At 58.1% G+C, this 23,752-nt stretch carries 18 protein-coding genes; 8 read left to right on the top strand and 10 right to left on the bottom strand.

The window, feature by feature from the left end; translation table 11 throughout:
- On the bottom strand, window positions 1–765 hold the full coding sequence (locus DIT72_RS06150; RefSeq protein WP_135954279.1) for a sulfite exporter TauE/SafE family protein: 765 nt from the start codon (window positions 763–765) through the stop codon (window positions 1–3).
- Window positions 766–780: 15 nt separating this feature from the next.
- Window positions 781–1,899, bottom strand: a complete 1,119-nt coding sequence (locus DIT72_RS06155; protein WP_211578554.1) for a lytic transglycosylase domain-containing protein — start codon at window positions 1,897–1,899, stop codon at window positions 781–783.
- A gap of 52 nt (window positions 1,900–1,951) precedes the next feature.
- Between DIT72_RS06155 and DIT72_RS06160 the strand changes: the two genes are divergently transcribed.
- Together DIT72_RS06160 and DIT72_RS06165 are read left to right on the top strand one after the other, a co-directional pair.
- Window positions 1,952–3,439 carry an amidase gene (locus DIT72_RS06160; protein WP_135954280.1) on the top strand — a complete coding sequence of 496 codons (1,488 nt, stop codon included), beginning with the start codon at window positions 1,952–1,954 and terminating at the stop codon, window positions 3,437–3,439.
- A 149-nt stretch (window positions 3,440–3,588) separates the two neighbouring features.
- The gene (locus DIT72_RS06165; RefSeq protein WP_135954281.1) at window positions 3,589–4,221 is read left to right on the top strand and encodes a hypothetical protein; all 633 of its coding nucleotides are present in this window, start codon (window positions 3,589–3,591) and stop codon (window positions 4,219–4,221) included.
- Window positions 4,222–4,244: 23 nt separating this feature from the next.
- On the opposite strand, the gene DIT72_RS06170 is transcribed toward DIT72_RS06165, so the two are convergent.
- Window positions 4,245–5,636 carry an HDOD domain-containing protein gene (locus tag DIT72_RS06170; RefSeq protein WP_135954753.1) on the bottom strand — a complete coding sequence of 464 codons (1,392 nt, stop codon included), beginning with the start codon at window positions 5,634–5,636 and terminating at the stop codon, window positions 4,245–4,247.
- A gap of 237 nt (window positions 5,637–5,873) precedes the next feature.
- Between DIT72_RS06170 and DIT72_RS06175 the strand changes: the two genes are divergently transcribed.
- From DIT72_RS06175 to DIT72_RS06185, 3 genes are all read left to right on the top strand, one after another.
- On the top strand, window positions 5,874–6,881 hold the full coding sequence (locus DIT72_RS06175; protein ID WP_135954282.1) for a methionine ABC transporter ATP-binding protein: 1,008 nt from the start codon (window positions 5,874–5,876) through the stop codon (window positions 6,879–6,881).
- Window positions 6,881–7,558, top strand: coding sequence for a methionine ABC transporter permease (locus DIT72_RS06180; protein ID WP_135954283.1), 678 nt, complete (start codon window positions 6,881–6,883; stop codon window positions 7,556–7,558). Before DIT72_RS06175 ends, DIT72_RS06180 begins: the two co-directional genes overlap by 1 nt.
- Before the next feature lie 179 nt (window positions 7,559–7,737).
- Window positions 7,738–8,520 (top strand): MetQ/NlpA family ABC transporter substrate-binding protein, encoded by a 783-nt coding sequence (locus tag DIT72_RS06185; RefSeq protein WP_135954284.1) that lies wholly within the window; start codon window positions 7,738–7,740, stop codon window positions 8,518–8,520.
- Window positions 8,521–8,597: 77 nt separating this feature from the next.
- Here the strand turns inward: DIT72_RS06185 and DIT72_RS06190 are convergent, their stop codons facing one another.
- Window positions 8,598–9,251: a peroxiredoxin gene (locus DIT72_RS06190; protein ID WP_135954285.1), complete on the bottom strand. Its 654-nt coding sequence runs from the start codon at window positions 9,249–9,251 to the stop codon at window positions 8,598–8,600.
- Window positions 9,252–9,391: 140 nt separating this feature from the next.
- Window positions 9,392–10,750, bottom strand: a complete 1,359-nt coding sequence (locus tag DIT72_RS06195) for an alanine/glycine:cation symporter family protein (protein WP_135954286.1) — start codon at window positions 10,748–10,750, stop codon at window positions 9,392–9,394.
- A gap of 228 nt (window positions 10,751–10,978) precedes the next feature.
- On the opposite strand from DIT72_RS06195, the gene DIT72_RS06200 reads away from it, so the two are divergent.
- The 3 genes from DIT72_RS06200 (at window position 10,979) to fghA (ending at window position 13,302) form a co-directional block, all read left to right on the top strand.
- Window positions 10,979–11,890 carry an alpha/beta fold hydrolase gene (locus tag DIT72_RS06200; protein ID WP_135954287.1) on the top strand — a complete coding sequence of 304 codons (912 nt, stop codon included), beginning with the start codon at window positions 10,979–10,981 and terminating at the stop codon, window positions 11,888–11,890.
- 119 nt (window positions 11,891–12,009) lie between these two features.
- On the top strand, window positions 12,010–12,432 hold the full coding sequence (locus tag DIT72_RS06205) for a CBS domain-containing protein (RefSeq protein ID WP_135954288.1): 423 nt from the start codon (window positions 12,010–12,012) through the stop codon (window positions 12,430–12,432).
- Between the two features lie 24 nt (window positions 12,433–12,456).
- On the top strand, window positions 12,457–13,302 hold the full coding sequence (gene fghA, locus DIT72_RS06210) for an S-formylglutathione hydrolase (protein ID WP_135954289.1): 846 nt from the start codon (window positions 12,457–12,459) through the stop codon (window positions 13,300–13,302).
- Window positions 13,303–13,314: 12 nt separating this feature from the next.
- On the opposite strand, the gene DIT72_RS06215 is transcribed toward fghA, so the two are convergent.
- The 5 genes from DIT72_RS06215 to DIT72_RS06235 all read right to left on the bottom strand — a co-directional run bounded on the left by DIT72_RS06215 (window position 13,315) and on the right by DIT72_RS06235 (window position 23,746).
- On the bottom strand, window positions 13,315–14,439 hold the full coding sequence (locus tag DIT72_RS06215; RefSeq protein ID WP_135954290.1) for an HD-GYP domain-containing protein: 1,125 nt from the start codon (window positions 14,437–14,439) through the stop codon (window positions 13,315–13,317).
- 96 nt (window positions 14,440–14,535) lie between these two features.
- Window positions 14,536–17,409 carry an EAL domain-containing protein gene (locus DIT72_RS06220; RefSeq protein ID WP_135954291.1) on the bottom strand — a complete coding sequence of 958 codons (2,874 nt, stop codon included), beginning with the start codon at window positions 17,407–17,409 and terminating at the stop codon, window positions 14,536–14,538.
- A complete protein-coding gene (locus DIT72_RS06225; RefSeq protein ID WP_135954292.1) occupies window positions 17,396–17,872 on the bottom strand; it encodes a response regulator in 477 nt (158 codons plus the stop codon). Before DIT72_RS06225 ends, DIT72_RS06220 begins: the two co-directional genes overlap by 14 nt.
- Window positions 17,865–21,503: a PAS domain S-box protein gene (locus DIT72_RS06230; RefSeq protein ID WP_135954293.1), complete on the bottom strand. Its 3,639-nt coding sequence runs from the start codon at window positions 21,501–21,503 to the stop codon at window positions 17,865–17,867. Before DIT72_RS06230 ends, DIT72_RS06225 begins: the two co-directional genes overlap by 8 nt.
- Window positions 21,500–23,746 (bottom strand): ATPase, T2SS/T4P/T4SS family, encoded by a 2,247-nt coding sequence (locus DIT72_RS06235; RefSeq protein ID WP_135954294.1) that lies wholly within the window; start codon window positions 23,744–23,746, stop codon window positions 21,500–21,502. The genes DIT72_RS06230 and DIT72_RS06235 overlap by 4 nt, the downstream gene beginning before the upstream one ends.
- Window positions 23,747–23,752: the final 6 nt, after the last annotated feature.

Raw genomic sequence — 23,752 nt, forward strand, 5'->3', positions numbered from 1 at the left:
TTACCACCAGCCCGCAGAGCCTCCTGCCTGCCATAGCAATCGCAGCGCCAGCAGTGTCAGCAGGACATTGAACACGCGGCTGAAGTGCCGGTTACTCATTGACCTGAGCACATGCAGCCCCAGCCAGGTGCCTGCGAAACCGAAAGCGATCATTGCCAGGATAAACAGGATCCAGTCCCGGAACATAAAACCCGCAAGCCCGAAAACCAGGGCTTTCGGGGCGTGCTGAAGTGTCATGGCGGTGGCAAACGTGGCCACGGTGGTGAAACGGTCGACATGCATCTGTTTGATGAAGGATGCCACCAGCGGGCCGGTCGCTCCTACAAACAGGGTAATGAAACTGGTAAGGCAGGAGGCCAGAAATATCCCGGGAGTGCCAAAGACGCCGCGGGGCAATGCCGGCCCCCAGCACAGATAGAGTACAAACAGGCCAATGGTGACTTGCCACAGGTGAGTTGGCAGATCCACCAGTATCCATGCCCCCAGAGCTGCGCCCACCAGCACCCCCGGTGCGAAGGCAGCAATGGCCTTCCAGTCGGTATGGCGCCATGTCAGCGTCGCCCGCCCCGCGTTTGAGCCCAGCTGGATCATGCCATGCACCGGGATGATCGCCGCCGGCGGAATCCAGAATGCCATCAATACCAGTAACAGGAGGCCACCACCAGCGCCGAGACTCGCGGTAATCATCGAGGTCATGACCGAGCACAGCAACAGGAAGCCCGCAGTTGTTGCACTCAGGCCTTGCGGAATCAGTGTCAGTTCCAATGCAGCCCCCCCGGGCTATTCACAGAAAGGCGTAGCGCCCAGGCGCGCCGTTTCGCACAGTGCCTCGGTTGCAAGTTGCACGTCCGCCACATAGTACAGCGATGCCAGGCCGAAACGGTCCCGACCCAGATTATGAAACACCATGCCAAAAGCAATATCACCGGCGCTGAAGTTCTCGTGTTCGCTGGCAAAGTAGGCGGCCGGTTTCGACAGGGTTTCATCCTCCAGCAGCGCGCTTACCCGGCCCGCACCGCCGTGGTAGGCCTGGACCAGCAGCAGGGTAAACAGCTGATCGCGTTTGTCTTCGGGCAGATCGCCAAAACGCTGGTTGAACGGCTCCCGCAGATTGCGGGCATTCTGGTTTGTTAACCTGAGGGCACAATCGATCTGTGCCAGCCGGTGCCAGTGGTTAGCCGGCTTGATCCGGCAGTCGCTGAGCGCCGAGGGAGACAGCTGCAGTATGCCTTTGGCATTTGCGGCGGAATGGGCCCTTTGCTGGCCGCTGCTTTCGATCAGTATCTGGCCCGCAAGGTATTTTGGCAGGGTTGCGGGCAAGTTGTTTCGCTGCTGTTGTTGGCGGGTTCCATAGACATACATCAGGGCATCATGGAGAGGTCCGGGTTTCTCCTGTGCAGCAAATGAAAGATCGTCCCAGGCGCCCCAGATCAGCTCGGTGGGCAGTGTACCGAGATAACGGGCAACGGCTTCATCGAGGTTGACATGGGGCTGGTCACAGGCGAGTGCGAAAGGGTAACCGGTCTCGCCCGGCCCACCGGCTGCCCAGCTATCCGCCCGGCCGCTGGCAGCGAGTGCAAGACGGGTATCGTTCAGGTGCTGCTGGGTCGCCTCGCGACTGCTTTCATCGTCAATATAGCCAAGGAACCGGCCGCGCATATCGAACAGAATATGCCGGTCCGTGTCAGAGCAGTACCCTGACTCTTTCAGAACCCAGCGCCGGATGGTGGTGATGTTGTGGTAAACCCCCTGGCTCACCCAGTAGGGCGAGCTGCGGATGATATCGGTCCAGCTGTCCACCGGCTCTGGCGGCTGTTCGCTGGCGCCCGCAGTTGGTGTGATAATGGACGCGGCCATAAAAGCAGCAGCGAGTAAGCGACGTCCGGGACTCTTGTTCATAGACGATGGTTCCCTCAATCTTCAGGGTTCAGAATAACAAACGGAATCGATCATGAAGCAATCCGAATACCTCAGCTATGACGCAGTAGCGCTTGCAGACCTGGTTCGCCGCAAAGAAGTGTCAGCCCGTGAAGTCTGTGAGGCTGCCATTGAGCGGGCAGAGGCGGTGAATGGCAAGCTGAACGCGATCTGCTATCCCCAGTTCTCTGAAGCGCTGGACCAGGCCTGTCAGCCCGATGGTACCTTTTCCGGCGTTCCCATGCTGCTTAAAGATCTGGCCCAGGAGCAACAGGGGCATCCCTGTACGTTTGGCAGCCATGGCCTGAAAAATAACATCGCGCCACAGGATTCGGAGTATGTCCGGCGGGCCCGTGCCGGTGGACTGGTGTTTCTTGGCCGCACTGCGACCCCCGAGTTTGGCCTCAAGGCGGTGACAGAATCAAAGCTTTGGGGCGCGTCCCGCAATCCCTGGAATACCGACCTTACTCCCGGTGGTTCCAGCGGTGGCTCCGCTGCTGCTGTGGCCGCGGGTATCGTACCCGTGGCGGGTGCCAATGATGGTGGCGGATCGATACGTATTCCGGCGGCCTATAACGGATTATTCGGGCTCAAGCCATCGCGCGGCCGGATTTCATCCGGCCCCTACGCCGGAGAGGCCTGGACCGGTGCGTCAATCGACCATGTGGTAACCCGCACCGTCCGTGACAGCGCGGCCATGCTCGACGTTCTGTCCGGCCCGGCGGTGGGGGATCCGTTCATCATCGCTCCGCCGTCAGCCCCCTATGCACAACTGATGCAGCAGGCACCGCGCCGGCTCAGAATCGGTGTCTTCACATCCTCTCCCTATGACACCGACGTGGCGAGGGAATATGTGGAGGCCGTGGAAGACACCGCGCGGCTGCTGGAGACGCTTGGACACCAGGTGGAATATGCCCGCCCGGAGTTCGACGGCATGGCGCTGGCGCGCTGTTATCTGGGCCTTTATTTTGGCGAGGTATCAACCCTGATGGACAGGGCAAAAACCGGATTCGGCGCCAGGGATGAAGATTTTGAGCTGGATACCCGGCTGCTTGCCATGCTGGGCCGGTCAATGCCGTTGCCGGATTATGTAAAGCGGCGCCAGCAGTGGAATGACTTCGCGCGGGCGCTGGGGGCCTTTTTCCAGGGATATGACCTGTATCTGTGTCCCACGGCGGGGCAACTGCCTGCAAAGATCGGTGAGCTGGATACGCCTGGCCACCTGCAGGTGGCCGCCCGCCTGATGCTGAAGCTCAGGGCGGGTAAACTGTTGCATCGCAGTGGCCAGGTGGATCAGATGGCGCTGGAAAACCTGGCCCGTACCCCGTTTACCCAGTTGGCGAACCTGACCGGCACACCGGCCATGTCGGTGCCCACGGTGTGGACAGCTTCCGGGCTGCCCGTCGGGGTCCAGTTCGGAGCGCCCCACGGCGACGAAGCGACTCTGTTGCAACTGGCGGCACAACTGGAAGAGGCCAGTCCGTGGTTTGGTCGCTACGAGCAGTTGGAGACGATGGCGTGATGCTACGTACTGAAACAATAAATGACGTATTGTGATCCGTGATCACCGCATCCACGTTTATCTTTATGGCCGGAACAGGCTATGCTGTGAAGCAGGGGGAACCCTTTCCCCCTGGAATATCCTGATGGCATCGAGGAGGCGAGCGTATTATGAACCAACCGATGGCAATCGACGAACTGGTGTCTGTAGCACAGGCCGAAGCCATGGGGGAGCTTGATGCCCCGATGATGGCTATCGTTCTGTCCAGTGAACAAAGCTACGACTTGCCCATTAACTCTCTTGAAACCGATGCCGACAAGGCCCGCTGGGGACTGATCCTCCGCGCCGCCCGCGAGCATGTAGAGGCTGATGCGGTGGCCGTGCTGTATCCGGCGTGGACCACCATTCGCAATAAAAAGCCGGCAAAAGCCGACGCAATGTCCGAAGAAACCCCCGCCGCGGAAGACCGCAGCGACGACCTGTTGCGGGGTGAAGATCCCGCCGAACCCATCGACACACTGTTTGTCCAGTTGCATACCCGCGACCGGATCTATTGGCGCGGCTTTGAGCAAATCCGTGATCCGAAGCACCAGCGGATCATCGGTTTCAAGCGTATCAAGGCCCTGTCTACGGAATATGGCCGCGATGAAGCGCCCTCCGTTACCTCCTGGCTCAACACCCTGTTTGAGCCCCTGCCGGACGAAGGCCAGGAAACTGATGTGGATATGGAGCTGGCGGATCTGCTGGAGGAACCGGAAGTCAGCGCGGCCCTGTATCCGCGCCAACTCCGCGCCCTGCATTGACACCAGGCCAGGGTTCGGATCGCTCAGTTCTTCGTCGCCAGCAAGGTGATGCAGAGCTGGGCGTTCTGGACCAGATGATTGAACGAGATCAGCTGTTCTTCGGAAGGCTGGTAATCATTGGCTGCGTTGTCCGCATAGAACAGCCCCACCAGGCGACCGTTGGCTTTCAGGGTGCCGACCAGTGCCGGCACCCGCGTCAGCCAGCGATCATAAGGGACGCCTTCCGGTCGTTTGTCCGGGAGGTAAATCGCGCTGGCAGAATGTGGCAGGAGCCGGCCTAATGGTCCGGTGCCGTCCCGGTTGATGGCCAACTGCTCGCGCCAGCCGTCGGTGCCCTTGCCACCGAGTTTGCGGGGCACCAGACGGGTTCCGGAGCGGTCCCCCATCAACAGTACGACACGCTGCATTCCGACAGCCCTGTGAATACCTTCTATCACCAGTTGGCAGACTTCGTTAATGTCAGGTTTTTCGGTCAGGCTGCGGGTCAGATCCTGAAGAATGGCCAGTTGTAGCCGGGAGTCCACCGGCGGAGCTTCGACCTTCGCTGTTTTGCCCTCGCTCTGGTTACCGGGCATCAACTCCGTGACCTGGGGAATGCCCAGCGATACAGCCACCTTGGCGGCTTCGCCCGCGTTAACTTTGAGCTGGTCCCGGACTGTGGCCGGATTCTCGCCGATGTCCCTGCCAATCTTCTCCAGAACCTCGTCCATTTCCCGGCCGCTCCATCCGTTTTCGGACAGGCGCGCCATCTCTACCGAGTGGCGCACCAGACTGGACGCTACCGAATTGGCTTTGCCGGGTGATACCACTTCCTTGATGAACGGTCCCAGAGACCAGGCCTCTACCAGCCCCCGGGTGATTTCGGTGAAGGTGGCGTGAAGCACCTTCTTCTGGGCTTCTACCGGTGGTTCACCCTGCTCCAGTAGTGTCTCGAGTTCGGTGGCCTGTTCGGTTTCGCAGGACCAGAACGCCAGCTCTCCGATATTCATCAGCAGTGCACCAATGAAAACCTCCTCCAGAGCCTGCTCATTCCGTTTCGGCAGCAGGCAGCGAGCCTGTACTGCAGCATGAATGGCCCGTGCCAGGCAGCGTAGCAAATGCGGCCGGTCATTCTTTTCCAGCAGGGTATCCACCAGCAGGGAAGAGATGGCCATGGATTTGACTGAATCAAAACCGATCAGTGTGATGGCGCGGCTCACCGTGCTCACCTGTGTGCGTGTCTGGTTGTAGAACACCGTATTGGAAAGCCTCAGAACCTGGGAGGTGAGCTGGGCGTCATTGAGAATGACGTTGGCCAGCTCGTTGACGGTGCTGTTGCTGCTGTCTGTGAGCTCGTCGATTCTGCGCAGCGTATTCGCCAGCACCGGCAGCTCAACTTTGCTGAGATAGGTTACCCATGCCTGGGTGGAGTTCATCCTTGCGGGCGGAGTTTCTGTTGTAGTGCTCAAAATGGCGCGAGCCTCGGAATTGTTTTGATTACGTGCTTTTAATCTGCCAGTTTAGTCCAGTAGCCATGGCTGTGTCAGGTGGTCTGATGGTGTAAGGGGATATACCAAGACCGCGGATTCGGGTTTGACGCCGGTTTGGTTTATAATCGCCCGCTTTATTGCTGCACCCACAAGGCGCGGACAAGGCGCTCACAAGGCATAGCTGTGATTGTATTTGACCAGGTAAAGAAGTCATATCAGGTAGGTGGGCGGGCGATCCCCGCGTTGCACTCCACCAGTATGACCATCGAAACCGGCGAAGTGTTTGGTATCGTCGGGCATTCCGGCGCGGGAAAATCGACCCTCGTGCGCCTGATCAACCTGCTGGAACCGCCCACCGGCGGCCGCATCCTGATCGATGATGAAAACATCACCGGTTACAACGCCAGTGAACTGCGGGCCTTCCGCCGCAAGGTTGGCATGATTTTCCAGCATTTCAATCTGCTGTCCTCGAAAACCGTGGCCGACAACATCGCCTTTCCCATGAAACTGGCGGGTATCTATTCCCGCGCCGAGATCCGTGAGCGGGTGGATGAGCTGCTCAAGCGGGTCAGCCTGGCAGACCAGGCAAACAAATACCCCTCGCAGCTTTCCGGCGGACAGAAACAGCGCGTGGGGATTGCCCGGGCGCTGGCCTGCCGCCCGACGATTCTGCTGTGTGACGAAGCCACCAGCGCCCTGGACCCGCAAACCACCCAGTCGGTGCTGAAACTGCTGGCAGACATCAACCGCGAGTTGGGACTGACCATTGTACTGATCACCCACGAAATGGACGTGGTGCGCCGGGTCTGCGACCGTGTGGCAGTGATGGATGCCGGCGAAGTGGTTGAAATGGGCGCGGTCAGCGACGTGTTCCTGCACCCGAAGCATCCGACAACACGGGATTTTGTCTTCGAGAGCGAGAGCATCGACCGGGAAGAGATGCAACGGGACCTGGCACAGGCACCGGGACGCATCCTGCGCCTGACTTTCCGTGGCCAGTCCACCTACACGCCACTGCTGGGCAGTGTCGCACGGGAATCCGGCGTGGATTTCAGTATCCTCTCCGGCCGCATTGACCATATCAAGGACACCCCTTACGGCCAGCTTACCCTGTCGCTGGTGGGCGGCGATCTCGACATTGCCATGAACGCATTCGAAGCCGCAGATGTTCACGTGGAGGTACTGCGCTGATGGAAGCCTTGATGGAAAACCTGCTGACCAACGTAGACTGGACCGAAATCGGCTGGGCCAGCTGGGATACCCTGGTGATGGTGGGCATGTCACTGCTGTTCAGCGTACTGATCGGTTTGCCGCTGGGCGTAATGCTGTTCCTGTTCGGCAAACGGCAGCTGCTTGAGCAGCCGGTAGCCTACGCGGTGCTGTCATTCGTGGTAAACATACTGCGGTCCGTGCCTTTTATCATCCTGCTGATTGTAATGATCCCGTTTACCGTAATGCTGATCGGCACATCGCTGGGTGTGGCTGGTGCAATTCCACCATTAGTAGCCGGCGGGGCACCGTTCTTCGCACGGTTGGTGGAAACGTCGCTGAGAGAGGTAGACCGGGGAATCATTGAGGCCACACAGGCGATGGGCGCGACTGTAAAGCAGGTCGTGTTCGGTGCCTTGCTGCCCGAGGCTTTACCGGGCATCATCGCCGGTATCACAGTGACTGCCATCACACTGGTTTCCTACGCGGCCATGTCCGGTGTCGTGGGTGGCGGCGGTCTCGGTGATCTCGCCATTCGCTTCGGCTATCAACGATTCCAGACCGATGTCATGGTGATTACCGTTGCTCTACTGGTCATTTTCGTTCAGCTGCTGCAAATGGCCGGCGATCGTCTCGTGCTGTATTTCAGCCGAAAATAGAAACAGTTCGACATAGGTATTCGGTTGGAATCCCCTTCCGAAAACGTGGAGCGCCAGGGATGGCGCGACCGAGCCCTACATGGATGTATTCACGGGCGTTTTTCGGAAGGGGATTGCAATCGAATGCCGTACTCCCAGACTGAATACATTGTTTGCAGTATCCAACAGGAGAACAATCTATGAATTTCAAGAAAACGCTAGTAGGACTGGCCGCCGCAGCCACCTTCACCGGCGCCGTGTCCGCTGAAGAACTGTCGGTAGCAGCTACCCCGGTACCCCACGCTGAAATCCTGGAATTCGTGAAGCCGAAGCTGGCGGAACAGGGTGTGGAGCTGGATGTGAAGGTGTTCACCGATTACGTCCAGCCCAACGTGCAGGTAGACCAGAAACGGATGGACGCCAACTTCTTCCAGCATCAACCGTACCTGGACGAATTCAACGATGGCCGTGGTACCAACCTGGTCAGTGTTGTTGGCGTTCACGTTGAACCGTTCGGCGCCTATTCCAGCAAGATTGACTCACTGGATGAACTCGAAGATGGCGCAACCGTTGCCATTCCCAACGACCCCACCAATGGCGGTCGCGCACTGTTGCTGCTGCAGAAAGCCGGCCTGATTACGCTGGAAGATGACAGCAAGATCACCGCCACGCCCCGTGATATTGCCGAGAACCCCAGGAACCTGGAGTTCAAGGAACTGGAAGCCGCAACCCTGCCGCGGATCCTCAACCAGGTAGACCTGGCACTGATCAACACCAATTACGCGCTGGAAGCGGGACTCAAGCCGACTGACGATGCCCTGATCATTGAAGGCGCAGAATCACCTTACGTGAACATCCTCGTGGCCCATGAAGACCGTGCGGATGAAGAGGCGATCCAAAAGCTCGCCGAGGCACTGACGTCGGAGGACGTAAAGCGCTTTATCGAAGAGAATTACGAAGGAGCCGTGGTTCCGGCATTCTGAATTGAGGTGGTAAAACAGAAAAGCCGGGCGCGTGCCCGGCTTTTCTGTTTAAGCAGATCGGTTTTCCGTGTCCGTGATCACTCACCGCTCCAGTTCGAGCGTGGGTCCGGCGTCATCCTCAGGTAGGATTTTACCGCCTTGTATCCCTGCGGGAAACGCTGCTTGATTTCATCCTCATCCTGTAGCGACGGCACGATGACGACATCGCCGCCAACCTCCCAGTTGCCCGGCGTAGCAACCTTGTGTTCGTCGGTCATCTGCAACGAGTCGATCACCCGCAGTACTTCGTTGAAGTTGCGACCGGTGCTTGCCGGGTAGGTGATGGTCAGGCGAATTTTCTTGTTCGGGTCGATCACGAACAGCGAGCGCACCGTGAGGCTGCTGTCAGCCTCGGGGTGGATCATGTCGTACAGCGCCGACACCTTGCGGTCCTGATCGGCAATGATCGGGAAGTTGACAGAGCAACCCTGGGTTTCGTTGATGTCCTTTATCCACTCCTTGTGAGAGTCCACCGGGTCAACACTCAGTGCGACAGCCTTGACGTTTCGCTTGGCGAACTCGTCCTTGAGTTTGGCAGTCAGCCCCAGTTCAGTGGTACAGACAGGGGTAAAGTCTGCCGGGTGGGAAAACAGTACGCCCCAGCTATCCCCAAGCCACTCGTGGAAGCGGATCGGACCTTCACTGGAGTCCTGCTCAAAATCAGGTGCGGTATCTCCCAGACGTAAACTCATGGTATTTCCTCCATTGGTGTTACCAGATCCCGGCTCGGGAAAACGCCGGAAAAGACAATAAGTACCTGCCACATACTATGGTGACGGATGGAGGAAAAACCAAGGGTGGTTGATCCAGGCCATCCGTCAACAGGCTGGCATCAGCGTGCGCCAACGGAGCGTTCTTTCTCGAAATGCTCCCGTGTCAGTCTGAACACAACGGGGCTGAGTAACAGCAGGGCCACCAGATTCGGCAGTGCCATCATGGCGTTGAGCGTGTCGGCGATCAGCCAGATCAGGCCGAGATTGATCGTGGCCCCCACCGGAATAGCAAGAATCCAGATAACGCGGTAAGGCACAATGGCTCTCACACCGAACAGGAACTCGATACACCGCTCGCCATAGAATGACCAGCCAATAATCGTCGTAAAGGCAAAAATTGCCAGGGAAATGGCGACAACGTAATTACCGAAACCTGGCAGGCCGCTTTCAAAAGCCAGTGAAGTCAGCGAAGCACCGGTTTCACCGGAGGTCCAGGCTCCGGAACTGATGATTACCAGTCCGGTGATGGTGCACACGATAATGGTATCGATGAAGGTGCCCAGCATGGCGACCATGCCCTGATTGATCGGACTTCTGGTTTGCGCCGCAGCGTGGGCAATGGGAGCAGAGCCCAGGCCCGCCTCGTTGGAGAAAATACCCCGGGCCACACCGAAGCGAATGGCAGCCCATACCGCCGCGCCTGCAAAGCCACCCTCGGCAGCTACCGGGCTGAAGGCGTGGGTGAACACCATGGCGATGGCGCCCGGGAGCTGGTTGGCGTTTACCGCCAGTACCACCAGGCCTACCAGAACATAGGCGATGGCCATAAAGGGCACCAGTGCACTTGCAACGTGTCCGATGCGCTTGATACCGCCAATGAGCACCAGGCCTACCAGGACCATCAGGATAAGGCCCGTTATCCAGTGCGGCAGGTTGAAGCTGCTCTGCAGTACATCCGCCACCGAGTTGGCCTGTACGGTGTTGCCGATACCGAAGGCAGCGATCGCAGCGAATACGGCAAACAGGACCCCCAGCCAGGCCCACTTTTTTCCCAGCCCGTTGCGGATGTAATACATCGGGCCACCTACATGAGCGCCGCGCTCATCGACTTCCCGGTACCGGACTGCAAGTACCGCCTCGGAGTATTTTGTGGCCATGCCTACCAGGGCGGTCAGCCACATCCAGAACAGGGCGCCCGGGCCACCGAGGAACACGGCCGTCGCCACACCGGCAATGTTACCGGTGCCCACCGTGGCCGAAAGCGCTGTCATCAGTGCCTGGAACGGCGGTATCTCACCGTCGGATTCAGCACCGGTGCGGCCCTTCCACATCAGCCGGAAACCGGCACCGAGTTTCAACACCGGCATCAGTTTCAGGCCCAGGCTCAGGAACAGCCCGACACCGAGAATCATTACCAGCATGGGCGGGCCCCATACCAGTCCGTTGATGCTGCTTACAAAAGATTCAAAGGCTTCCATGGGGATCTCCCTGTGTGTCTGCCATGGTTTGAAGGCGCCCGCTGCGAAAACCGGGGCCGGATTTTCGCTTTGCGTAAGCGTATAACCCGTTGAGTTTAGACACTTATCGCCACCTGTAAATATCAGTGGTCAAGAATTCTTTCTTCCGGCGCCCGGTCGGTCTGCAAAGTTATTGGATCCGGGGGTTATCGGGTTAAGCTGTAGCCCGGTTTATCAGGAGTTTCATTCATGCCCGAAAGCTTTCATGTTCCGGCCGGTAACCTGTCTTTCTGTGTGGAAACCCGCGGCAATCCTGCCGGTGAGCCGGTGATATTCGTCATGGGATTGGGGGCACAGATGACGCTCTGGCCGGAGGCCTTACTGGATCATTACGCCGATGAAGGTTTCCGGGTGATCCGGTTCGATAACCGGGACATCGGCCTGTCTTCCCATTTGAAAGATCGCCTCGAAGGACATCCCGTTGCGGTAATGGCCAGGCACCGGATGGGGCTGCCGATCCCGGCCCCCTATACCCTTCATGACATGGCCAGTGATGTGTGTCAGGTGATGGATGCTCTGGGCCTGGCAAGTGCCCATCTGGTGGGCGTTTCCATGGGTGGCATGATCAGCCAGCTGGTAGCAGCGAATCACCCGGAGCGGGTACGCTCCGCCACCCTGATAATGACATCCACCAACAGCCCGCGTTTGCCGATGCCAAAATCACAGCTGATCTGGCGCCTGGCGGGCATTGGCTCCAAAGGACACGATGAGGCAACGGTGGTGGCACGCTCCCTGGACTTCTGGAAGGCCATCCAGAGCCCCGGTTTTCCGCCGCGGGAACAGGAGGTGAGGGAGCGGATCGTACGGGATTACCGCCGCAGCTATCACCCTGCGGGCATCCTCAGGCAGACTCGTGCCATTCTTGCTACAGGCAGCCTGTCATCGGCGACACGCCGTATCCGGGTGCCGGTATCGGTAATTCATGGCAAAGATGATCCGCTGGTCCGGCCGGTGGCAGCGGAGCAGTTGGGTTACCTGATGCCCCACGCCCGCATTGAAATGATCAAGGGTATGGGCCATGACCTTCCGCAACCATTACTGGTGCAGTTTGCGGCCATTGGCTTCGAGACTATGGCTCAGTCGTCTGCTAACGGCAGCTGATCCCTGGCCCGAAAGCGAAACAGAACACGGTTGTGGGGTTTATACTTCCAGTTTCCGCCCCCATTGCCTATGTTTATAGAGGGACGAATCGGGAATATTAATGCTCAGGGAGCCTGCCGATGCAATCGTTGAAAGTATCCGATGTCATGTGGAACCACATCGAGCCCATTCGTTGTGGTACGCCCTTGACCAAAGTGGTTAAAACGCTGCTCCACAATCACGTCACCGGATTGCCGGTGGTGGATGATCACCGCAGAGTTATAGGTTTTATCTCGGAGCAGGACTGCATCCATGCCCTGCTGGTGAGTAGCTATCATCGCGAAGGCGATCCGACAGTCGATGATGTCATGTTCCGCAACCCGGTGACCATATCACCGGAAATGTCCGTGGTGGACCTGGCCCAGAACCTGGGAGCCGGAAAACCCAAGGTGTATCCGGTGGTTGACCACAACCGGTTGATTGGAATTGTAACCAGAACGGCTATCCTGTCGGAGCTGGCAAAAGCCAGTTTTGGCATAGACGTTCCGAAATACGCATTGTGAAATACCCAAGACCCAGAGGTGACCATGGAACTGCTCTCCACCAACGTCTGTTTTGACGGTGAACACCGTCGCTACCGGCACCATTCGGCGGCACTGGACTGTGACATGGAGTTCGCGGTTTATCTGCCTCCTGCTGCGCTGGGCACCAACGCCCACCCGGTACCCGCGCTCTACTGGCTGTCGGGGCTGACCTGCACCGATCAGAATTTCATGCAGAAGGCTGGCGCCCAGAAGAAGGCGGCGCGGCTTGGGATGGCGCTGGTGTGCCCGGATACCAGCCCCAGGGGGCTGAACCTGCCCGGCGAGCATGACAGTTATGATTTCGGCAGTGGTGCCGGGTTTTACGTGAACGCCACCCGCCAGCCCTGGGCGCCCCACTACCGCATGTACGATTATGTGGTGAAAGAGCTGCCGCAGCTTGTGGAGGGTCATCTGCCGGTGACGGAGGACCGGAGCATCAGTGGCCACTCCATGGGCGGCCACGGTGCGCTGATTGCAGCGCTGAAGAATCCGGGGCGGTACAAGTCGGTGTCTGCGTTTGCTCCCGTTGCCAACCCCAGCGAATGCCCCTGGGGGCAGAAAGCGTTCAGCGGATATCTCGGTGACGACAGGAGGGCATGGGAAGAGTGGGATGCCACGCTGCTGATCCCCACCGCCAGGGAACGTTTACCGCTGCTGGTGGATCAGGGCACCGCAGACGAGTTTCTTGATACCCAGCTCAATCCGGATGCCCTGGCGGACGCCTGCGAAAAAGCGCATCACCACATCAACTTGCGGATGCACCGTGGCTATGACCATAGCTACTTTTTCATCGCTTCGTTTATTGACGAACACCTGGAGCATCACGCCGATGCTCTCGGGCTGAAATGAAATAGCCGCTCGCTACTGGCGAAATCCCCAAAGCAGTCCGAAGTCCATTGAGGGCATCACTTCGGGCTGCTCCACAGACCTGACGTTGAATTCCAGCAGGCTGCAATCCCGCTCGACCGGCGCTCTGTAACGTTTGCCTCGTGTATCGATGATCGCTCTGGCGAACGGCCCCCGGTGCCGGTGGGGCCGTCTCACAATCACCGCGACCTCGTTGTTGGCGAGCTTTACCAGTGTACCCGGCGGGTATTCTGTAAGGACTGTCAGCAGAGCCCGGGGAATCGCCGGGCGGAATTTGCCATCGGCCAGAGAAGTGATCAGCTTGCGGGCCTCGACAACGTTCATCCGCTCACGGTAGGCACGGCGCGTAATCATCGCGACATAGCGCTCTGCCAGTGCCAGGATTTCCGCTTCACCGCGGATATCAGTTCCACTGAGCCCGTGAGGATAACCCGAGCCGTCTGCCTGTTCGTGATGCTGGGCGATGATCTTCAGCAACAGCGGGCTGGTGATGTCGGCCTCTTTCAATGCCTGAATACTCCGCTGCGGGTGTCTGCGGATGACCGCGCGCTGGTCGTCAGTCAAAACCCGGTTCGAGGCATTCAGCTTGTCGGCTACCGGCACCAGCGCCAGGTTTGCTGTCAGCGCTGCGCTGACCAGTACGGCGGTGCGCTTGTCATCAAGCCCGAACTGGCGCGCGGTAAGCTGGCAGAGAATACCGTAGAACAGGATCTGTTCGTGGATGGTGGGCTCGATGGAGTAGAGGTGTACCAGCGCCAGGCTGGCCTCCGCTGACTGCTGACACATCTGGTCGATGATCCGGGACAGGCCCAGCACCCGCTTCAGCGCGCTCTCATCCCGTTCGGTAATGGCATTGATGGTCGACTCCAGTGTCTGCAACAACGCCGGGTATTCTGCAAACGGATTGCGTAAGCCGGTATCGTCGAGTACTTCATCCTGTGGGCGCTCAATCTTGCGGGGCTGGAACCGGCCGCGCTCGAATAACTGTTCCAGTTGGGTATCGTTGTGTATGACGTACCCCTGACGCAACAGCACATTGCCGTCGGCATCGTAGACCGTCCAGGGCAGGGGTTTGCCAATGGTCAATGCGCCGGGTGCGATACGGACAAGATTCGGCACTCTGTCGCTTCCTAACTTATAGTATGATGGTTAAGTCTAACCTCGAATCCTTGCTCAACTCCAGAGAGGGCTGGCCATTCCTTGCCGGGGGGCAGATCAGCTGACGGTGGCCCGATAATAGAGAAACGCCTGCTGGATGTGTTCCCGGATCTGCTGGTCGTCCCAGGGTTTGGTCAGGAACCTGTAGATGGCGCCCTCGTTGATGGCGTCAGTAACTGACTTCAGGTCGGTATAGCCGGACAGTACAATGCGGACGGTCTCCGGATGAATGGCTTTGACCTCACTCAGAAAGTCGGTACCGGACATCTCCGGCATGCGCTGGTCGGAGACAATCACCTGCACCTGATGTGCTGCCAGAAGGCTGAACGCCTCTTTTACGCTGGTAGTAGTCAGTATGCGATAACCGTCGCGGCGCAGTACCCGGGTCAGCGCCCGCAGTATGTTTTCCTCGTCATCCAGCAATAGCAGCGTGCGATCCTGATCACTGTTGGCATCGGTACGGGGTGCCAACCGGTTTCCCGACACCTGGTTATTGAGAAACATCAGCAGATCATCAAACGGCATGGGCCTGGCAAAAGCGAAACCCTGAAGAAGGTCACAATGGTTTTTGCGCAGGTAGGCTGCATGTGCCTCGGTTTCGACGCCCTCGGCCACCACTTCCAGGCCCAGGTGATGAGCCATGGAGATGACACCCTGGGTGATGGCGGCATCGCTGCGGTTTTCGATGACATCCCTGATGAATGACCGGTCAATCTTGATCTTGTTGGCGGGCAGCAGCTTGATGTAACTGAGGCTGGAAAAGCCGGTTCCGAAATCATCGATGGCAATGTGTACCCCGAGTTCGCGAATGGTATGGAGGGTATTGATGACAAGGTCTGTATCCAGAAGGATGGCAGATTCCACCACCTCGAGCTCGAGACTTTCCGGAGGAAGGCCGGAGGCCCTCAGGGCGTTGGTGACCGTTTGGATAAAACCTTCCTTGCGGAGCTGGATCGGTGAGACGTTGACTGAGATCGAGCAATGCCGGAAGCCGCGGGAATGGAGGTGCACCATATCGCGGCAGGCTTTTCTCAGGACCCACTCGCCCAGCGCGATAATCTGCCCGGTTTCCTCCGCCAGCGGCACAAAGTCGCCCGGGGAAATCAGCCCCCGGACGGGATGCTGCCAGCGGACAAGAGCCTCGACGTTGCGGGTCTGTCCGCTGCGGGCATCCACCAGCGGCTGGTAATAGACCGAAAGCTGCTCCTGGTCGATGGCATCCTGCAGTTCGTTACGCAGGGCAACGCGGAAGCTGGCCTCCTCGTTGAACTCCTGGGAGAACCATTGATAGGTATTACGGCCCTGCTGCTTGGCGCGGTACATGGCCAGGTCTGCCTGTTGCAGCAACGCCATGGGTTTTTCAATGCTGCCGTCGGTGGTTGAGATACCGGCACTGGCGGTAAGATGAACGGTTTCGCCATCCAGATGGTAGGGGCTGGCAATTTCGTGAATAGCACTCTCCACCACAATCACCGCGTCCTCTGCCTGGGCCAGATCAGGCAGTAATATGATGAACTCGTCACCGCTGATCCGGGCAACGGTGTCACCAGAACGCACCAGCGCGTTCAGGCGCCTGCCCACTTCGATCAGCAACTGGTCCCCCAGGCGATGGCCGAGGGAGTCATTGATAAGTTTGAAACCGTCCAGGTCAACAAATAACAGCGCGATAGTCCGACCGTAGCGCCGGGATAACTGGCAGGCCTGGCTCAGGCGGTCTTCCAGCAGGGACCGGTTTGGCAGCCCGGTAAGCACATCATGGCTGATATTGAATGCCAGCTCGTGCTCCGCGGATTTGCGTTCCGAGATGTCGTTCTGAACGCCAATGAAATGGGTGATCTCGCCATCGTCATCGAACATCGGGGAGATGTACAGGTCGTTCCAGAAAGGCGCGCCATCCTTGCGGTAGTTTCTCAGAACTGCAGAGACGTCAGCGCCCTTTTTCAGTCCGCGTCTTATTTCTCCGAGTCCCTGCTCGTTGCTCAGGTCAAAATCGCTACCCTGCAGGAAACGGCAGTTCTTGCCGAAAGCCTCATCAGCACTGTAGCCGGTGATTTTTTCGAATGCCCTGTTGACGTAGATAATGGGCAAATCATCCTGCCGGGCATCGGTGATGATGATGCCGTTGGAGCTCGATTCGATACTGCGCTTGAAAAGCCGCAGCTGCCGGCTGTTATCCAGCTGGGAGGTCACATCGGTAATCATCAAAACCTTCAGCGGGCGATGGTTGATGGTCATGCTGGTGCTGACCACTTCCACAACCATTTCCCGACCGTCACGGCGCTGGTGTCTTTTGAGTATCCCTCCTTCCCTCAGCAGAATGCCCTCGGATGAAAGCCTGGGCAGTGTGTGATCAGCGGCTCGAAGCCTGTTCAGGGTCAGACCGGTGATCTCCTCATTGCTGTATCCATAGAGAACCCGGGCAGCTTCATTCATGGAAACCAGCGCCTGGGAATCCGGTTCCATCAGGCACATCGGCGCGGGGTTGTTCTCGAACAGCAGCCGGTAGTGGCTCTCACTGGTCGCCAGGCTTTCTGTGGCCATCGCCCTGTCGATGGCGTAGCGGATGCTGCGGATCAGCGTGTGCCCGTCAACGGTCCCCTTGACCAGATAATCCGCCGCCCCCAGTTCTACAGCGCGGACATCCAGCTCATCATCACCCTGTCCGGTCAGCAGAATGAAAGGGGTAGTGATGTTGCGCTCCCGGGCCTGCTGAATCAACTCGATCCCGGAATCGGGGCCCAGGCGAAGATCCACCAGTGCCACCGCGTAATCCCCTGTCTCCAGAGCGGCGATGCCTTCACGGTATGAGTCTACCCAATCCAGCCGGGTGCTGACCGGGCTGCTGTCCTGGAGCAGGTCGAGGGTGATCAGGTAATCGTCTTCGTCGTCTTCAATCAGCAGGATGCGCAGCAAGGGATCATTCTCGGTCATGGTGTTCCGGTCTTGTTGGCAGGGTCACTGTGCATTTCCAGTAGTTCGTCAGCGACGAGACTACATCCAGCAATCCTGAATAGCTTGATGGCTTGACAATGTAGGAATTAGCCCCGGCGGCATAACAGTGACGAATGTCATCCTCATTGCCCGAGGTCGTCATGACAACTGTCGGGATTGTTTGCAATCCGGGGTCGGACTTGATCTCCCGCAGCGCCTCCCGGCCGTCTTTCAGTGGCATATTGAGGTCCAGCAGTATCAGGTCCGGGCATCCGGAGGGTGCGTCAAGCTCGTCCGGAAGTGCCTCCTCTCCGTTGAGGATGCGCATCAGCTGTACGCCATCGTGAGCGAAGCAGATCCGGCAGTCATGACAGCGCTCCGCGAAAGCCTCCTTCATCATCAGTCGGTCGTCGGGGTCATCCTCGGCAATCAGGATGATCGGTGATAGTTTCGAATCAGTCATTGGCGCTTCCTTTCATCCGTTTACTGATTGGAAAGTGAATACGGAAAGTCGTTCCGTGATCGACTTCGCTCTCGACAGAGACCTTGGCGTTGTGGCGGTCCAGTATCTTTTTCACGATAGCGAGACCGATGCCGGAGCCGGGGAAGGCCTGTTTGTGCAGCTGCTGAAAAGGTTGGAAAAGCTTTTCAGTGTAGCGCTCGTCAAACCCCACACCATTGTCACTGACAACCAGGGTCCAATGGTCTGCCGTGCCGTAATCAGGGTAAATCGACACACCGGGGTTTTGGCCCGGCTTGTGAAATTTTATGGCGTTGCTCAGCAGGTTCTGGAACACCTGGCGAAGCTGGGTGGCGTCACCGGTGATGGAGGGCAGAGAGCTGGCATCGATTACCGCGTTTTCCCGGGAGATAACCGTCTCCATGTCCTGCAGTACCTCAGACAGAATGCGGTCAGTGTCGCAAAGGGTCAATGGTTGTGCCCGGGTAGTCACTCTTGAGTAGGTGAGCAGATCCTGGATCAGGGACTGCATGCGCCTGGCAGCTGATTGCATCCGTTGCAGATAGTCCTGTTCCCGGTCATCAAATCGGTCTGGCCGGGTTAGCAGGCGGTCTGAAAATGCCTGGATCTTGCGCAGGGGTTCCTGGAGGTCATGGGAGGCGACAAAGGCGAAATCCTGTAGCTCCCGGTTGCTGCGTTCCAGCTCGGCCATCGTCTGTTCCAGTTTCAGTTGCGCCTGTTTTCGCTCGTTTATACTGCGATAGTAGACGGCCAGGCCTTCATCCGAGGGGTAGGCACTGACCTCCAGCCAGGTATCCAGGGGCGCGTAACAGGCTTCAAAGGAAACAGACTCACCGGTCTCCATGGCGTGCCGGTATTGGCGCTCAAATTCACTATCCTGTGCTGCCGGGAACATTTCCCAGAGGGTCCTGCCTAAAAGCGCATCACGGCTTTCATTGAGCAATTCCTCCGAACGCTGGTTGACGTAGGTGAAACACCATTCACGATCGAGGGTAAAAAAGGCATCGGTGATGCTCTCGAAGATGATGGACTGCCGCTCGGCAAATCGCCGGATCTGGTCCATGGCCTGATGTGAGGCCGTGATGTCCTGCAGGCCGCCCTGGATCTGGATGATCCCGCCATCCTCGTCCCTGACGGCCTGACCGATCACCCGGACCCACCGTAAACGGCCGAGCCAGGTACGAATCTGCACTTCCTCATCGAAGGAAATGCCGCTCTGTATACACAATTTAACGGCATCAGTTATGGCTTTGCGGCTATCCGGTGTGTAGAGCGTGAGTGCCTCATCAAGGGCTGGCACCTCACCAACCGGCATCTCGAAAATATCGAACATGGCATGGGACCAGCGGGTTTGCCCGCTAGCCACATCCAGCACCCAGCCACCGATGCGGGCGGCCTTTTCGGCAATTTTCAGCAGGGTTTCACTTTCACGAAGCTTTTCCTGGGTGTGCCGCATTTCCGTGGTGTCACGGCCTACCACATAAATGAGATCGTCCGAGCTGAGGATGGCGCTGAACTCAAGCCAGTGCTGAGTGGTGTTCTTGTTGATTAACCGGACCAGAAGGCCTCTGACAGTCTGTCCGGTTATCACTGCAGCCACCGCCTCCTCGACTTTGGGCTGATCATCCTCATGGATCAGTTGCATGTAGGAAGTGCCCAATAATTCCTCGCGTTCATAGCCGAGTACATCTACAAAGGCGTTGTTGAGTTCAAAAAAGTAGCTGTTCAGATCGACAATGCAGAACATGTCCGGTGATAACGAGAAAAACTGTTCCCGCTCCCGCATCAGTGTTTCCGCCATCAGCTGGTCGGTCATATCCCGGCCTACACAGAACAGAGCCTGGTCTTCATTGGACCATTCAGCCGTCCAGGACAGAGTTACGATATGGCCGTCCCGGTGAAGCATGTGGTTGCGAAAGCCATCACTGACCCGGCGTTCGCCGGCCATGAGTTTTCGCATCTCTTCTGCCGTGGCTTCGCGGTCTATATCCGGGATCAGAACGTCATAGGCTCCGCCAATAAGTTCCTCCGGCCGATAACCCAGAATATCCTCCGCAGCGGGATTGATGGACGTGAACCGGCCTTTTGCATCGATTGAACACAGGATGTCCCGGGAAAACTCCATGATGCGTTCGTTGGCCTGCCTGAATGACATCTCGCGGGACAGGTGGGCATTCACGGTTTGGTTGAGCTTGCGCAGGCTGCGGAAGCGGCGCTCGGATTCGCGCCAGAAAAGCTGGCTGAGCATCATCAGAAAACTGAGTATCAGGCCGGTAAACAGGACCATTGGCGGGAGATAGAGAACGGTCGCGGGAAGCACGCCTTCCCGTGCGTAAACGTCAATTCGCCACTGGCTGTCGTGGTCAGAATGTGTATGGCGGGTTGCCAGTGGAATTGCCGGGCCTCCGGATGTATCCGGGGAAAGGTGGAAAACCGGAATGTTCCGGTAATAGACCCTCACGCTCAGGTCACCATCGTAGTGCTGAAGCAGGCTGCTATAGGCATCTTCCAGATCAATAACGGCGAAGATGACCCAGGGCTTTCCGGTCACGGCCCTGGCTGGAGCGGCGATCATGGCATACATGCGGCCGCTCTCATCCGGTTGGGGCGGACTGAGATGCGTACCACTGGAGCTGATCACTTGATCCAGCCATTTCTGGTTGTCCGGTATCTGCAGAAAACTGTCGAGCCAGCGCCGGTATTGCTCTCCCCGGGAATCGGCCCTCAGAAGTTGTTGGCCCGGATCCAGGATGCCAATAAGCCGGATTTCACGGAAGTCGTTCAGGTAACCCTGTACGTCCTGTTCCCAGTCTCCCTGTGCCGGCATACCTGTCAGCAATTGCTGGCGTTCGGCCAGCCGTCGGATCAGCGCCAGATCGTCATTGAAGGTCGCTGTACTGGAAGCCCTCAACTGCTCAGCCAGAACCTCCGCCCGGTCTTGCAGGCTATCGCTGTTCTGGACACGCATGGCGTGCCAGGTGACTGTTGTCAGTGCTATGCCAAAGGCACCGACCAGTACCAGCCTCGCCGAAAAATTCGGTAGATCGCGGCGGTGAATGGTGTGGAGGAATGGCAAAACCATGCCCGCCAGGATAGCCAGTGGGCTGACAATAATGGTTGATTGCGGAATGGTGCCAAGGCTGAAGGCCTGGAGTGGCGGATACCAGTAGGAAAACAATGAAAGCAGGCCCAGTGCCATGACAAGCAGGCCGCATGCCAGCCCCACATGCCTCCCCCTGGGAAGGTAGATTACCGCCAGCAGGGCGAGTTCCGTCAGCAGAACCACCAGCAGCAGAGGCGTGCTGATGGCGAGGATTTCCAGCGATTCTGTAGCCGGGATGCGAGGCAAGACAGCCTGGCAAAGGGCGATGATACTGGTCAGGCAGGCCAGTGCCACGGCCGTCGTTGTTCTGCGAAACACCAGCGCCAGGAGAGAGGTACCGAGCAACACGGAGACCAGCCCGCCGCCTGGCGATAGCGAAACCCGCCCATTGGCACTGTCGTTCAGGGAGAAATGATCGAACAGGATCACCAGCCCGATGGCCATGAGAGCAATGGCCAGGGACAGCACAAGGCAGAACCGTCCGATGACCGGGTTGCGCATCTCGCTCATTCGTTAAGCACCTGGGGCCCCAGCAATCTCAGAATTTCCTCAGGGGTAGTCAGTCCATCCCGGAGTTTCTCCAGCGCATCGTCCAGCAGTACCCGCATACCCTGTTCCCGGGCAATGGACTCGATCTGCATGGCGCTGGCGCCTTCGGTGATGGCAATTCGTAATTGCTGGTTCATGGTGAGCACTTCATGGATCGCTACCCGGCCCTTGTAGCCCTTATGGCACTTGTCGCAGCCCTTGCCGCGGTAAAAGACAAGTTCCGGCGCCATGAATTCAGGCCCCAGCTGTTCCAGAGTTTCCGTAGGGGCGTCCGTCTGCTCGCAGCAATGGGGGCAGATTCGCCGCACCAGGCGCTGGGCAATGATGGCCTCCAGGGTCGAAGCCAGCACGAACGGCTTCAGGTCAAGATCCAGCAGGCGTGCCACAGTGGCGGAGGCGGAACTGGTGTGCAGGGTGGAGTACACCAGATGGCCGGTCATGGCGGCATGGAAGGCCACATCGGCGGTTTCCTCGTCGCGGATTTCTCCCAGCAGGATCACGTCCGGGTCCTGTCGCAGAATCGCGCGCAGTACACTGGCAAAGCTCAGACCGATCCGGTCCTTTACCGGTACCTGGCCGGCCATGTCGACGTGAAATTCCACCGGATCTTCAATGGTGACGTAATTACGCTCCGGCGAGGCATTGTGTTGCAGCAGGGCGTAGAGCGTCGTGGTCTTGCCGCTGCCGGTGGGGCCGGTGGCCAGAATAATGCCCTGGGGCTTGGCGACCACGTGCATCAGGCGCTTGAGATTGTGTTCTGACAGGCCCATGTCTTCCAGGGACTGTGCCGAGGACTGGCGCTCCAGTACCCGCATGACCACCTTCTCGCCGTTGATGGTGGGCAGGGTGGAAATCCGCAGGTCGACGATCTTCATCGGCGTCTTGACGGTAATGCGCCCGTCCTGGGGTTTGCGGCGTTCGGTAATGTCCAGCTCCGCCATCACCTTGATGCGGGATACCACAGACATCAACAGGTTGGTGGGGATGTGGATCTTGTCCTGCAGCACCCCGTCAATCCGGTAACGTACCACCAGCGATTTGGTGCGGGGATGGACGTGAATGTCGCTGGCCCCGAGGCGCAGGGCTTCAAGGATGATGGCATTGACCAGGCGAATCGCCGGTGGCTCCTCGGAGCTTCCCAGCAGCTGCTCCAGGGACTCCTTGTCACTGTCTTCATCCAGAACGATTTCGATGCCCTCATAGGGGTCATCAGTGCCGACCTTGGTGGCAATATCGTCCAGCTCGCTGGTTTCGCCGAAAACTTCCGTCAGCTTGGCCTGCATCCGGGTGGTTTCGCACAGTAACGGATGGATGGTGTACCCGGTCATGAACCCCAGTTCGTCGATCAGATTCACATCCATCGGGTCTACCATCGCCAGCCGCAGTCGCTGGCCCTGTACCCGCAGCGGCAATACCAGCTGACGGGTGCAGATTTTCTTGGGAACCAGCGACATCAGTGCCGGGTCCGGCTGGAATTCACGCAGATCAATTTCCTCGAACAGCATGTCATCCCGCAACATTTCAAAGACCTTGCGGAAATCGACCCACTCATGCTTGAGTAACTGACGAATCACCGGGGTTTTCTCGCTCTGCATCTCCCGGTGCAGCTGCTGGATCTGCTGCGGATTCAGCCAGCCCTTCTTGTGCAGCAGTATGGCAAGCTGGCTGCGGTTGGTGGCTGTCAGCTTGCTGATGGTCTCCAGGTCTTTGTGCTGTTTTTTGGTCTGTTGTTCCAGTGCCCGGGTACGCTGGATGAGCTCGTACTGCTCCAGGGCCAGGGCGATGGTCAGGCGGATGTCGTCATCGTTCCAGGGCTTGAGAATGAATCGGTAAACCGCCCCCTCTTTGATGGAGCCCATGACAGCGTCGGTATTGGCATGGCCGGTGAGCATGATGCGGATGGTGTTTGGCCAACGCTCACGTACTTCCCGCAGTAGTTCGCTGCCGTTCATGTGGGGCATCATGAAGTCGGTCATGATCAGCTCCACCGGCTGCTTCTCCATGATACGCAGGGCTTCATTGCCGTTGCTGGCAAACAGCAGCTCGTAATTCTCGCGCTGGAAAACCCGGCGCAGGGAAGCCAGGATGTTGGGCTCGTCATCGACCAGCAGCAGACGGTAGGGTGCTTTCTTTTGTTCAGCCACCGGCGGGGATTTATCGTCCGGGTCCTGGTTGAAAAACAATGACGCGTAGCGTTTGGCCATGATCAA

The organism is Marinobacter orientalis, assembly GCF_004792665.1.
Lineage (GTDB): Bacteria > Pseudomonadota > Gammaproteobacteria > Pseudomonadales > Oleiphilaceae > Marinobacter > Marinobacter orientalis.

Excerpts from the sequence above, each read along its gene's own strand:
- fghA (WP_135954289.1), top strand. The coding sequence starts at position 12,457 with ATGGAACTGCTCTCCACCAACGTCTGTTTTGACGGTGAACACCGTCGC.
- DIT72_RS06230 (WP_135954293.1), bottom strand. The coding sequence starts at position 21,503 with ATGAGCGAGATGCGCAACCCGGTCATCGGACGGTTCTGCCTTGTGCTG.
- DIT72_RS06220 (WP_135954291.1), bottom strand. The coding sequence starts at position 17,409 with ATGACCGAGAATGATCCCTTGCTGCGCATCCTGCTGATTGAAGACGAC.
- DIT72_RS06170 (WP_135954753.1), bottom strand. The coding sequence starts at position 5,636 with ATGAACTCCACCCAGGCATGGGTAACCTATCTCAGCAAAGTTGAGCTG.
- DIT72_RS06225 (WP_135954292.1), bottom strand. The coding sequence starts at position 17,872 with ATGACTGATTCGAAACTATCACCGATCATCCTGATTGCCGAGGATGAC.
- DIT72_RS06205 (WP_135954288.1), top strand. The coding sequence starts at position 12,010 with ATGCAATCGTTGAAAGTATCCGATGTCATGTGGAACCACATCGAGCCC.
- DIT72_RS06190 (WP_135954285.1), bottom strand. The coding sequence starts at position 9,251 with ATGAGTTTACGTCTGGGAGATACCGCACCTGATTTTGAGCAGGACTCC.
- DIT72_RS06180 (WP_135954283.1), top strand. The coding sequence starts at position 6,881 with ATGGAAGCCTTGATGGAAAACCTGCTGACCAACGTAGACTGGACCGAA.
- DIT72_RS06160 (WP_135954280.1), top strand. The coding sequence starts at position 1,952 with ATGAAGCAATCCGAATACCTCAGCTATGACGCAGTAGCGCTTGCAGAC.
- DIT72_RS06185 (WP_135954284.1), top strand. The coding sequence starts at position 7,738 with ATGAATTTCAAGAAAACGCTAGTAGGACTGGCCGCCGCAGCCACCTTC.
- DIT72_RS06195 (WP_135954286.1), bottom strand. The coding sequence starts at position 10,750 with ATGGAAGCCTTTGAATCTTTTGTAAGCAGCATCAACGGACTGGTATGG.
- DIT72_RS06155 (WP_211578554.1), bottom strand. The coding sequence starts at position 1,899 with ATGAACAAGAGTCCCGGACGTCGCTTACTCGCTGCTGCTTTTATGGCC.
- DIT72_RS06235 (WP_135954294.1), bottom strand. The coding sequence starts at position 23,746 with ATGGCCAAACGCTACGCGTCATTGTTTTTCAACCAGGACCCGGACGAT.
- DIT72_RS06200 (WP_135954287.1), top strand. The coding sequence starts at position 10,979 with ATGCCCGAAAGCTTTCATGTTCCGGCCGGTAACCTGTCTTTCTGTGTG.
- DIT72_RS06165 (WP_135954281.1), top strand. The coding sequence starts at position 3,589 with ATGAACCAACCGATGGCAATCGACGAACTGGTGTCTGTAGCACAGGCC.